An 11,912-nucleotide genomic window follows, 5' to 3' on the forward strand; every position below is an offset into this window, starting at 1 on the left:
TATATATTGATTCCATGGCTTTATGCCTCCCAATTTAAAACTATTAAATTTGTCTAAATATCTGCGGAATGTGGGTTCAATTCTTAATCTCAAATCTCAAATGCTATAAGGTGCGGACGGCGCACCCTGTATACTACTACTACTACATACTACATACCTGTTGCTGTAAAGTGGTGATGATACACTCTACAAAATTTATTGAAAATAACTCTTATTCTTCGCTCTCCGAAGGCATGATGAATCTGGGACACGGATAAGAACGACCTCTATCTGTGCACCGCCGCCAGGTCGATTGATTGGAGTCGAACGGCGTTTCGACTGATTCATTAACGGCAGGGTTAACAGTCGAAGGAGTTGGGAGTGCTGTTGAGGCTTGACTTAGCTCCAGTACCGTTATAATTGCCAGTATGGTTGATGAAAACAAAACTGTGCGTTTCATTTATTTGTTTTTTCCTCGTTTAATCGTTGACGTGCCATCCCTATCCATATATCCTCATCGAATTCTTGAGAATCCGCATACTTTAGACAAATTTTCCACTGCGGTAGCGCTGCCTTAGTATTTTTCATCTTTTCTAGGACTTGCGCTTTTAAGCAGTAAGTTGCTGGCCCTTCACTATCAAGTTTAATCGCTGCATCCAGATGTTGCAATGCCTCTGAATATCGACCCTGTTCCAGGCGAGCCCATCCCAAGTTTTTGAGTAAAGAATATTTTACTCGATCGTCCTCAGCTAATTTCAAACCTTGCCACAGGAAGTGAACGGCAGCCGGATAGTTTTTTTTATCGACTATATATAACCTAGCCAGGTTGCTGTAAGCAGCAGGCAGACCGAGTTTTGCAGCTTGCAGATATTTTGCTCTGGCGCACTCTAAATCTTGCACCTCTTCGCAAAGCCATCCTAAATTGTAAAGAGCTGTTCGGCTTTTTGGATCTACCCTGAGCGCTAACTCATATGCTTGTTGAGTATCAGCCAATCGATTGGCTTTGTAGTTTTCAAATGCCATATTATTAAAAAAAGATGCCAGTTCCGGCCGCCCAATTTTCCAGCCGCCAAAGCCTACTGCTAGGATCAGCAAGAAGGCTCCCCACTTCGAGTTGTGATGGTTTTTTGCTGGCTCTTTCATGGCATTGAAAATGTTAGCTAATGGTGTCATTTTTAGCATTTTTTAACTTGAGAGTTGAGCGATATTTTTTTTGCCAGATTTAATTGCCACCCTAATGGCCTCATAATCTTACGAAATGACTCAGGTTTGAGCCCATTTCTCATAAGAGTTTGTCAGTCCACAGCCGAATGCTTGGGTAATTTTCCCACTAGCCAGAGGTATTCGAGCATAGGTTAATCATTCATGAGACTCCACAAGCCATCCGGATATTTTCAGGAAAAAGAAGCGGCAAGCAGCAAGAAGGTAGAACTGTTGCCATTGCCTAAGTAATAATACTTACTCAGCGGTCAGTCGATCGACAGTATGCGACTGTATGAGGAGCAATTGCTAGGATGATATTTTCCTAGACTTGTAGGTAATACTCATAACAATTGGTGTAGACTGAAGTAGCCTGCATAAAACCATCAGTAATGATGACTTGGACTTTCTCTCACTTCTCTCAAGCTTTCGCTTGAGAGCATCTCTGTAATCCTTGCGGTTCGAGGTTGGTCAAAACCAGTGAAGAATACACCTCCTTGATTTGTGCAAAATACGGTTAGAGCCATAAAAGTTAGGTGGCTCTAAAATTTTTCACTGCCCCAACTGTGGTTAGAAAACACCCAGTTTGAGTAGCGCTTTAGGGATTTTCCTTAAAGCTTTGTGGGATACCACCATGCTCTGGGACCTGTCTGATGAGTGTGCTATATTCGGATTCTCTCAGGTTGTCGGAGATTGTCTGGATTAAAAGTATCAGATAAGATATAGCCTTTCTCAGTAACATGAGGTGTTCTGGGGCATAGGGCATAGCGCATTGGGCATTGGGCATAGGCATAGGACAAAGCCCCCATACCTCACCACGCTTGAGAAGCGCTATAACTCTAATTATGTTTGTAGTGACCACGAAAGCCCTCAAAATTCTCAACGGGGGATATCAAACAATTTTATGATGGGTAATTAACCGAACTAGATTTAAAATAATCAATCACTAATCAGCAATTACCAATCATTAATCACTAATGACTCCTGAGTAATAAACATCTCCATAAATTAACTTTCAACCTTCGAGTAGCAAAGATTTTAGTTGATTTTTCGGAGATGTCTAATGACTAATGACTGATGACTAATAACTAATGACTGGGGAATTGTTGACTGTTGACTGGGGAATTGATGACTAATGACTAATGACTGTTGACTAATGACTAATGACTACTGACTACTGACTAATGACTAATGACTGTTGACTAATGACTAATGACTAATGACTGTTGACTAATGACTAATGACTAATGACTAATGACTAATGACTAATGACTAATGACTAATGACTAATGACTAAAATTGTTTCATCGCTCTTTCCATATCCCGCTTATCTTCGCGTTTCTTCAAATCTTCGCGCTTGTCGTACAGTTTTTTCCCTTTACCCAAACCGATATCTAATTTTACCCAGCCGCCTTTCAAATACATTTTTAACGGCACTAAAGTCAAGCCTTTTTCTTCCACTTTGCCGATTAATTTGCGAATTTCCTGCTTGTGCATCAGCAATTTACGGGTGCGGCGGGGTTCGTGATTAAAATAGTTGCTAGCACTTCTCCAAGGCGAAATGTGAACGTTGATGAGCCACAGTTCGCCGTTCCGAACTAAACCATATCCGTCCCGCAAATTGGCTTTTCCTTCCCGAATAGATTTGACTTCGGTTCCCTTCAACTCGATTCCCACTTGGTATGTCTCTATAATTTCATAGAGATGGCGCGCTTGTCGGTTATCGCTAACAATTTTGTATCCTGGACTTTTTTCGCTCATTTTTACCTCCGATAAAATTAATTATTATAACGGTAGCTTCTCTGTAGAGAAAATCGAAGCTTGACAAAACTTAAATAATCGGTCTAGACATTACCAATTTGGCTGAGCTAAGATGTCACCAACGTGAATGTCAAGCGGTATCATGCAGCGCACCAATATCACTGATTCTGCAATTCCAGATTCTGTTACTCCTCATCCTGCGGTTAATTTGGTTTGGCTGGCTCCTTTTTTGCTGGCGCTTGCTTGGTTTTGGGCCAATATCTCGGCTGTTAAGTGGCTGTTATCCTCGTTTGTTGAGATACCCACACTGTACAAGATAGTAATTGGCTTTCTGATTGTAGCATTAGTAGTGCGATCGACGGGGAACTCCGTTAGCGCATCCCTCGAAGAGGATCGTCCGCCGGGATTTTCGCCCAATTTCGTTTTGAGGCGAGATCCGCTGCTATTGATGTTGGGTGCGGGTATTTGCTCGATCGCCCTTCAGTGCATAATTGATATCAAACAAATTACTGTCCTGCTATTTATCCTCGGAACTTACGGGCTGTGCGGCTTACTGGTGAAGCCGAACTTTTGGCGAAAAAACTTACCAGTTGCGGGCTTGCTGGCTTGTATTTTACCATTCAACAGTCAGTTTAATAGCGCATTAGGTTTGCCAGCGCGAGTGCTCACTGCTCAGGTAGTAGAACAGTTGCTCTCCCTGCTGCACATTGGGGCTATTTCTTCTTACGATATTATCGTTTTGGAAAACGGCATCGCTCATGTGGACGTGCCTTGTAGCGGCATTAAAACCCTCTTAGTGGGAACGCTCTTTTTGCTAGCTGCTACCTGGCTGGAAGCGCGTAAATTGAGCTTAAGATGGCTAGCAGTCGGCGCTGCTAATCTCTTAATGTTGGTGTGTGCTAACACTGCGCGGGTTGGCGTGTTAGTCCTGGTTTCAGAAGTTTTTCAACAGCCAAACATAGCACAAATTATGCACGTTCCTCTGGGAATTGTCGGTTTAGTATGTGCTTGTTTTGTGACGTGGTTAATGCTGCAACGAGTACCGAAATTTCAGCCAGAAAAAACCAGCGGTATTTCTGCAAAACCAAACTCAGAAATTCTGCAAAATCACCCTTTAGCCAAACCCGGAATAATTGCAGCAGTCACTGTTTTGGCAGTAATGGCTCAACTGTCTCACGTAGAAACGCCAAAAATGGCGATCGCCTCTTTAACATTACCTGAATACATTAAATCAGAGTCTATTCCCCTCAATCCTAGCGAACAAAAATTCTTTGGCAACTATCCAGACACGCAAACACAAAAAATCAGATTTGTCGCCGGCAACTTGCGCGGTTCCATGCTCACAGTAGCCAGCACATCTTGGCAAACTTATCACGCCCCCGAGTTGTGTTTTGTAGCCAGCGGAATTCCCGTCAATCGCATAGAAAAAAAACAGCTAACTCCTTCAGTAACAGCGCGCTGGCTGTCTCTCAAAAACAACCAATTATCAGCAGCATACTGGCTGCAATCTGCACAGCTAACTACAGATAACTTCATGTCCCGTATCGGCAGCGACCTCACCCACAAAAATCACAATTGGGTGCTAGTTTCCATTTTATTTGACAGTTCGTTACAAGCCGAAAATCAGGAAGTAAAAGAGTTTGCGAGTAATGTATACACTACCGTTAAACAAAGCTTACAAGGAGAAATAAATGAAAATCAAACAGGTATTTGATGGAATTTTTAAAACAATATTTTGGGTTTGGAATTTGACATTTTTATCGATTGTTTACTTGGGAATTTTGCCTCTTATAGGAGTGCCATTAATTAAGGCGACAATCGATGGCATCATCCCGCTAGAGTTTTCTTTGACGATGGCAGCTACGATCGCAGTACCCACTGTATGTACTGTAATAGGGGCTAGGCGTTTTCGCAAGCAACCCCTACAGCTAATGCGTTGGTTTTACGGCGTAGAAGCACCGCTATTTTTGCTTTGTTTGCTGCGCTTGTTCCTGCTACGAGAACTCACCCCAGCTAGTTCTCAAATCATCGCTACTATTGCTTTGTGCATAGCAGCATTTTCAGTGGAAATGCTGTACGGATATCTGGGTAAAAGAGAAAATGTGCAAAATATTTTCGATTCCCAGAATTCCCCTAATCAACAACCTCGTTTTTTCAGGTTAATCGGAGAAAAGCGAAGTGCGTGGCTGCAATTAGGATGTCACAGTTTAATGGTAGTAGTTGGCATTTGGGCGGCAACATTGCTGCTTTATTACGCTGTACCTGTGGCATTGTATACACTTTATGGATTCTTATTTTTCGTCATTCAATTTTTCAAGTTTACATGGGTCTCACCATTTCTGGAGATGTTTAGATACGGGGCGTGGGCCTCGGCTTTAATTTGGATACCGCTATCGTTTATATTGTTTGGTTTAACCTGTAGCTTATTCGTTGTCATGCCTTCGCTGTACGGCTTTCTCTACATTCATTCCGGGCGGAAAATATGGCAGAGTTTTGCTGCACAATACGGGAAAAATAAAGCGCTAATGGGAAGTTTGGGAGTCATAGCAGCTTGGCTGGCTATTTTCTCCGCTTTGCAGCAGCAGCCACAAGTCGCAGCGCTGAAAATGCTGGCGACTCCCCCCGCAAATGACACGGTTCGCCAAACTTTATTAGCCAAGTCTGATATGATTCGATCGGGCTTAGTTAACGCTTATTTGTCCCCTTACCGCTACCTCAGCACTGTAGGAGAAAACAACCACATTTATGAGTTATACAAAAATAGTTGGATTTTCCCTGACGGAGCGGCTCAAACTTTGCAGAACAGCTATAATTTTTTAATGTCGCCGTTTTTGTATCAAGGCTCTAGTGCTGATGTGGAAAAAGCCGAAAAACTCTACGGCGAATTCTTCGATACGCAACTGCAAAAAGGCGATACAGAAGCAGTAAAACACGCGGTACAGTCAACATCAAACCGGGAAGAAGCTAAAGCTGGTTTGCTGAATGTCAATCAAGAAAAAGTATGGTTGCAGTCGCAAGAAGTGACAGTCAAAGAAAACGGCGACTGGGCTGACGTTCAACTCTACGAAGTTTACAAAAATCAAACGCCGAACTTGCAAGAAGTATTCTACTACTTTTCGCTGCCGGAAAGCGCCGCAGTTACAGGAGTTTGGCTGGGAGATACTGGCGATTTAAACAAACGTTTTGTATTTACGGTATCGCCTAGAGGTGCCGCCCAACAAGTCTACAATCAACAGGTAGTAGAAAGAGTCGATCCGGCTTTGCTAGAACAAATTGGCCCCAAACAATACCGCTTGCGGGCTTTTCCAATCCCAGCAAAACGAGAATTTACCCCAACTGGCGGGCCAACGGAAATGCACCTGTGGCTTACTTACAAAGTCATGCGCCAGCCCCAGGGTTGGGCTATGCCTGTTTTGGCTGAGAAACGCAACATTTTTTGGAACCAAAATACTCGGCGCACGATCGCCGGGAAAGATGTAAAATACAGCGGTAAAGAAGCAAGAGAAACTTGGCTGCCACCCTTTTTGCCCGCAGCCGCACAGCAACCGCTAACAGCGCAGCAGGCGATTCTACCGCGAGGAAATATCATTTCTGCTAAGCCGCTGGCTGATGCAAATTACTCGCTACCGCAAGGCAAGAAATTTGCAGTTATTCTCGATACTTCCCGTAGCATGGCGGCGGAAAGTAAGGAAGTAAAAGAGACTTTTGAATGGTTGAAAGCTAATGCAGCAGGCAAAAATGGTGTTGATTTGTATATCGCCAGCGCTGCGGGAATGCCACCTAAGTTTGTGGAAGATTTACGCAATTTCGATGCGGCAAAGGTGACATTTTACGGTACAATCCAGCTCAAAGATATGCTGCAACAGTTTGCACAGTTGCAGGGCGATAAAAGTTACGATACTGTATTTTTGGTGAGCGATCGCCACAGTTACGAATTGTCGGACGATCGCAAACTTAAACTTTCCATCTCTTCACCCCTATGGACAGTGCATTTGGGAGGTTTGCCCCCCGGCTACGACGACGCAACTTTAAAGGTCATTCAAGATAGCGGCGGCGGAGTTTCTACAGATATGAAAGAGGCGATGCAGCGAGTAGCAACGACAGCAGCTTCGGGCCAATCTACTGTTAGCGTTGTTGACGGCTATGCTTGGAGTTATGCCAAAAATTCCAAATCAGAAAAGACACTCAAATCGGGGGCTGTTACAGAGCTAAAAGATACCGGGAATGAAGGTTTTAAACCGATAGCTGCGCGGCAGTTGATAACTGCACTTAGCAAGCAGAAAAATTCAAATCAATTGACGCAACTGGATGCGATGCACGCAGTAGCTAAAAATTTCAAAGTTGTGACGCCTTATTCTTCGATGATTGTGTTAGTTAATGACGCGCAAAGGGAGCAGCTAAAAGCAGCGGAAGCTAAGAGCGATCGATTTGACAGAGAGGTAGAATCGGGTAAGGAACAGTTGAGTAAGCCGAATAATCCTCTGAATGTTTCGGGGGTTCCTGAACCGGAAGAATGGCTACTGTTGACGGTAGGTGCGATCGGGCTTTTGGCAGTTTTTCTCCGTCAGCGGCGCGCGAAAACGGTATAAAGTACACATGGGCGCAGAAACCGGGTTTTTTACCTAATTTAGGGTGTGTAACAAAGTATTTCGTAAAAAACCCGGTTTCTTTGTCGGAGTCCGTAAGTCCTGACTAATTTATTTCTACAAAAACTCGATCGCCCTCAATCTTTACCGGATAAGATTCCAGGGAATCGGCGGGTGCATTCAAACATTTACCCGTATCTAATTTGTACTGATATTTGTGAAACGGACAGGTAATGATACCGCCGCTTACCTTACCCATGTCGATCGGATATTCTAAATGAGTGCAAGCATTGCGGTAACAAGTGACATTCATGCCTTGACGATTCAAAATCAGCGAAGTACCCTCAACTTTTACCTTCAAAATATCCCATTCGGGAACTTGATTCAGCCCTGTTATCTCTACCCACATATAATCTTTCTCGGTTTAAATAAATTATTGCCAATTAATGCGCGATCGCCCGAAAGGCATAGTGAACAACGAGCGATCGCGGTCTAATTCTAACGCCAACACCTCTTAAAGTCTGAATAGACTGTACAAGCTGTTGGCGGTAATTCACGCCCGCAAAGAATGTTATATCACCCCTATAGCCGCAGGTAACGCATGAGAATGCTCATAACTTCACCGGGCTTTTGGGCAGGTTGCAGCGGGCTCCACTCGCTGACAGAGGCAAAACCCAAACAGTAAAGGATGTGAATGATGCTCCTCACCGCTTTGGGAGAACCTATCAGCAGGATTTTGACGGGTTCTCGATCGGGTGGCGGAGGCTCTGCTACAGGTACTGTCTGTGTAGCAGTATCGGTTGCTGGGGGATTGGCAAGGAAGTTTTTCGACATAAGCGTTTTTTGTGTTCGCAGTGAACGATTGTGTTGCCTATAAGCAACACAATCATTCTATCCTCAATGTTGCCTAGAAGCAACATTTACGAAGAGATCGCCCTCTGAGACAATCTGAGGCATGGCAAAAGCAGGCAAAGCACTCAAGCAGGTGCTGGAAACTTATAACATCAGTCAAAATCGCTTGGCTGTGACAATGGGCGTAGCACGTTCCAACATTCATCGTTGGGTCAATGAAAGTAGAGATCCCGTAGCAGAGGCAGTGTTGGACATTCGGAAAGCACTATGGCAAATTAACCCCGATGCCGCAGGGGAGTTCATTCGTTTGTATTTAGATGATTTGGAGGAAAAACTCGAAGAGTAATAATGTCCACAATCTTTACTTAGCTGTGAGCTTCTGAGAACATAGAAGGCATGAGTAAGGCAGGAAAGGCGCTGAAGCAGGTTTTAGAAACCTATGGCATCAGTCAAAATCAATTGGCAGCGATTATGGGCATTGGACGATCGAGCATTAACCGTTGGGTTAACGAGAATAGAGATCCGGCATCTCAAGCGGTTCTAGAGATTCGCAAGGGATTACAGCAAATTAATCCCGATGCAGCAGGGGATTTTATTCGTTTGTATTTAGATGATTTGGAGGAAAAACTCGAAGAGTAATAATATGGGCGATCGGGCGATCGTCTCCCATGCCACCTATGCTTAAAATAGACTCAACAAATAGCTGACAATATATAATCTTTCTGGCTTTAAATAAATTCTCACAAACTAATTGGCGATCGCCCTCGAATGCAGCAAGGGCGATCGGTGCGACACTCTCCACACCTGAGAACCTAACCGTTTTCCTCGCCATTTCCCAGGTACAACCTGACGAATTCATCAGCCGCCTGCCGATTGAATGTCTGCAACGCTTGCTTAATCGCAAATACCGCCTCGGCAGATGGGTCTCGTTCTTCGCTCACCCAACGGCTAACGTTTGAGCGATCGATTTCCATCTTTGCCGCCAATTGATATTGACTGATATCGTATGCCTCTAATATTTTTTTGAGGGCTTTACCTGCTCTTCCCATGCTCCCGATTGTGTCAGAGAGTCACCCTCCTGTAAACGTTGCTGATTGTCACAAAGTGCGGTAAACTTTGTACATTAAGTGCGATCGTTTTTTCCCTCTCAATTTAATTGTATGGTTCGTCAAATACCGGAGTTTGGCTGGGGCGATCGCCTAGCCCGCCGCCAACCAGCGTAAACTTACGCATATAGGGAGACCTGTACCCTAAAACAATATCCGACTTGGGTACTCCGACTTCAATTAACTCATTAGCAATTCCTACTTCAGTTCCATCTCGCTGAATCCAAATCTTGTCCTCTTTAATATCGATGTGAATAACGCAACCATAAACTCGTCTTTCTCCACGCCATCCCACATGAAACATCAAATAGCGATCGCGTTTGATGTCACAAGCAATTTCAGTTTCTATCTCCCCATCGTCCGAACCGCAGCTAGAGTGTTTTTCAATGATTGATTGAATTAGCTCTCTATACTTTTCTATTTCCATATAACGATCGCCTCTCTCGCAGGATTAAACACAATCAAGTTTAATTGCATCCGCGTCACTGACATTCGAGCTAAACGCCGAGTAAAAAACTCTTCATAAATATCTTCTGGAATTGCCAAATAAAGAAGTCTATCCGGTTCTGACTCTTCCAAAACCACTTTATAATTCCAGGCTTGACCTATAGCCTCGTGAAACTGATTTATCAATGACAGACCTAAAAAACACTTAATTTCTACTGCTATCTTCTGTCCGTACTTTTCGGCTCCTAACAAATTATTTTCAGCCCCTAAGTCCACATAAAGCTTATCTTCGTCTACTTTGAGGTACAAAGGATCGTGGGTAATAGTCCACCCTTCCTTTTCCAAAGCTGAACATACAGAGGCATGAAAGATATCCTTGGCCGACATAGATTTTGATAAATCATGTTACTCGCTCCCATTATATCATCTTTTACGGCTGTGCCAGACAAACGGGCGATCGCATTTTGAATTAAGTGCGATCGTTTCTTCCTCCTCCATTTAATTGTAAGGCTCATGAAATACCAGAGTCTGGCTGGTGCGATCGCCTCAATATTTGACGATCGGCCTCAAACATACTATTCAGCTTCCCCCTACGGATGAATCTGACTCAAAATCACTCTCAACCGATCGTAATCATCCTTCAACAAAACACTCAAACTCCTCCCCGCTTCCACCAACCAAGATCGATCGCGCATCCGCAACTGATAAATCTCCCGAATCGCCGCCGCCGTCAGCGCATCCACCGGCGCATTAGCCACCCCCAGCAGCGTCCTCAAAAAATCCAACTGCACCGTAAAATCAATCACCTCATCCGGTTCGCAGCGATAAACCGCCTGGTGAATTTGCGGCGGGCGCGGCGGCAAATACTGATAAATTTTACCCCTAGATGGGCCGTGACCGTTCAACCTTTCCGGCGCCGTCTCAAACCCCACAATCGCCACTCGAAACTCGGTTTTGAGCATCGCAAAAATCTGCGGTTGTTCTTCCCGTAACTCTTCCAGCGACAAACCCAAAGCGCGAGCTCTGTGCACCGAGTCGATCGGGCTAGTCGTGGCATAATAAACCACGCCGTAAATTTGATTTTTAGACTCTTCATCCTCGGCCTTCACCCAACTCCCAAAAGGTGGCATCACGGGAAAGCTTAAGTCTTCCGGTTCCAAACATTGAGCCAAAAACTCCGAAGTTGCCGTCTCGATCACCTCAGCAATGCGATCGGGATGGCGCTCTTTTGTAGCAAATTGGGGTAAAGGTAAACGCATAGTTATTAGTTATTAGTTATTAGTCATTAGTCATTAGTTATTAGTCATTAGTCATTAATTTTGTGCTGGTTTTCAATAGTCTTCAGTTAGTAGACTGGTCTTGGGTAAGTAGGTAGGTGCAAATAAATTTTCGTATGTCACAGAATGTAAAGGTCTCATAACCCCTGCGATTGCTTAGTTTCACAGAGTGACCTTCGCAATGACATACTTGTGTATTTTCCGGCAGTTATACTTGCTTTACCAATTACCAATTACTAATTACCAATGACTAATGACTAATGACTAATGACTAATGACTATTTCGCGCGACCAGCCGTAGCATCGACAAGTTCCAACTGTGACAGCCTGAACGTGATCAGCTTGTCCCAATTGCCGCCTTCAAACAGTACCGCGACTTTCCCGTCGCTAACTCGCTGGACTTGTCCTTGAAAGGCGTAGTAAATCTCACCCTTATCTTTAACTCGAACTGCCGAACCTGGAAAAATCATAATTGTTTGAATGTTATGTTTGCTGTTTATAGTTTACCTTTTCTTGGCGATCGAGAGTTGATGCTAAAACAGGCAAGATGCCTGTTCCACAAACACTCACAGGCAAGATGCCTGTTCCACCAACACTCACAGGCAAGATGCCTGTTCCACAAATTAAACAGGCAAGATGCCTGTTCCACAAATTCAACAGGCAAGATGCCTGTTCCACAAACACTCACAGGCAAGATGCCTGTT

At 44.0% G+C, this 11,912-nt stretch carries 14 protein-coding genes; 4 read left to right on the plus strand and 10 right to left on the minus strand.

Features of this window, described 5'->3' with window-relative positions; genetic code table 11:
• Positions 1-211 precede the first annotated feature (211 nt).
• From QUB11_RS26715 to smpB, 3 genes are all read right to left on the minus strand, one after another.
• Positions 212-439, minus strand: a complete 228-nt coding sequence (locus QUB11_RS26715; protein ID WP_333199610.1) for an Osc7112_2153 family protein — start codon at positions 437-439, stop codon at positions 212-214.
• The gene (locus QUB11_RS26720) at positions 436-1,152 is read right to left on the minus strand and encodes a tetratricopeptide repeat protein (RefSeq protein ID WP_333199612.1); all 717 of its coding nucleotides are present in this window, start codon (positions 1,150-1,152) and stop codon (positions 436-438) included. Before QUB11_RS26720 ends, QUB11_RS26715 begins: the two co-directional genes overlap by 4 nt.
• 1,320 nt (positions 1,153-2,472) lie before the next feature.
• Positions 2,473-2,940 (minus strand): SsrA-binding protein SmpB, encoded by a 468-nt coding sequence (smpB, locus tag QUB11_RS26725; RefSeq protein ID WP_006631384.1) that lies wholly within the window; start codon positions 2,938-2,940, stop codon positions 2,473-2,475.
• 127 nt (positions 2,941-3,067) lie between these two features.
• Between smpB and xrtO the strand changes: the two genes are divergently transcribed.
• The gene (gene xrtO / locus QUB11_RS26730) at positions 3,068-4,654 is read left to right on the plus strand and encodes an exosortase O (RefSeq protein ID WP_333199614.1); all 1,587 of its coding nucleotides are present in this window, start codon (positions 3,068-3,070) and stop codon (positions 4,652-4,654) included.
• Positions 4,632-7,529 carry a TIGR02921 family PEP-CTERM protein gene (locus tag QUB11_RS26735; protein ID WP_333199616.1) on the plus strand — a complete coding sequence of 966 codons (2,898 nt, stop codon included), beginning with the start codon at positions 4,632-4,634 and terminating at the stop codon, positions 7,527-7,529. Before xrtO ends, QUB11_RS26735 begins: the two co-directional genes overlap by 23 nt.
• 103 nt (positions 7,530-7,632) lie before the next feature.
• On the opposite strand, the gene QUB11_RS26740 is transcribed toward QUB11_RS26735, so the two are convergent.
• Positions 7,633-7,935, minus strand: coding sequence for a Rieske (2Fe-2S) protein (locus QUB11_RS26740; protein ID WP_333199618.1), 303 nt, complete (start codon positions 7,933-7,935; stop codon positions 7,633-7,635).
• A gap of 173 nt (positions 7,936-8,108) precedes the next feature.
• Entirely contained in the window at positions 8,109-8,360 is a 252-nt protein-coding gene (locus QUB11_RS26745; RefSeq protein WP_333199620.1) for a peptide ABC transporter substrate-binding protein, read from the minus strand.
• Positions 8,361-8,481: 121 nt separating this feature from the next.
• On the opposite strand from QUB11_RS26745, the gene QUB11_RS26750 reads away from it, so the two are divergent.
• Together QUB11_RS26750 and QUB11_RS26755 are read left to right on the plus strand one after the other, a co-directional pair.
• Positions 8,482-8,724 carry a helix-turn-helix transcriptional regulator gene (locus QUB11_RS26750; RefSeq protein ID WP_333144653.1) on the plus strand — a complete coding sequence of 81 codons (243 nt, stop codon included), beginning with the start codon at positions 8,482-8,484 and terminating at the stop codon, positions 8,722-8,724.
• Positions 8,725-8,774: 50 nt separating this feature from the next.
• On the plus strand, positions 8,775-9,017 hold the full coding sequence (locus QUB11_RS26755) for a helix-turn-helix transcriptional regulator (protein ID WP_333199622.1): 243 nt from the start codon (positions 8,775-8,777) through the stop codon (positions 9,015-9,017).
• Between the two features lie 173 nt (positions 9,018-9,190).
• On the opposite strand, the gene QUB11_RS26760 is transcribed toward QUB11_RS26755, so the two are convergent.
• From QUB11_RS26760 to QUB11_RS26780, 5 genes are all read right to left on the minus strand, one after another.
• Positions 9,191-9,427 (minus strand): helix-turn-helix transcriptional regulator, encoded by a 237-nt coding sequence (locus tag QUB11_RS26760; RefSeq protein ID WP_332959785.1) that lies wholly within the window; start codon positions 9,425-9,427, stop codon positions 9,191-9,193.
• A gap of 103 nt (positions 9,428-9,530) precedes the next feature.
• Positions 9,531-9,911: a XisI protein gene (locus QUB11_RS26765; protein WP_333150128.1), complete on the minus strand. Its 381-nt coding sequence runs from the start codon at positions 9,909-9,911 to the stop codon at positions 9,531-9,533.
• Positions 9,902-10,318: a XisH family protein gene (locus QUB11_RS26770; protein ID WP_333150130.1), complete on the minus strand. Its 417-nt coding sequence runs from the start codon at positions 10,316-10,318 to the stop codon at positions 9,902-9,904. The genes QUB11_RS26765 and QUB11_RS26770 overlap by 10 nt, the downstream gene beginning before the upstream one ends.
• A 203-nt stretch (positions 10,319-10,521) precedes the next feature.
• A complete protein-coding gene (locus QUB11_RS26775; RefSeq protein ID WP_333144649.1) occupies positions 10,522-11,190 on the minus strand; it encodes an HAS-barrel domain-containing protein in 669 nt (222 codons plus the stop codon).
• 296 nt (positions 11,191-11,486) lie between these two features.
• A complete protein-coding gene (locus QUB11_RS26780; RefSeq protein ID WP_015175937.1) occupies positions 11,487-11,678 on the minus strand; it encodes an NAD(P)H dehydrogenase subunit NdhS in 192 nt (63 codons plus the stop codon).
• Positions 11,679-11,912 lie beyond the last annotated feature (234 nt).

The sequence above is a fragment of the Microcoleus sp. B6-A1 genome (assembly GCF_036705085.1).
In the GTDB taxonomy this organism is placed as follows: Bacteria; Cyanobacteriota; Cyanobacteriia; order Cyanobacteriales; family Microcoleaceae; genus Microcoleus.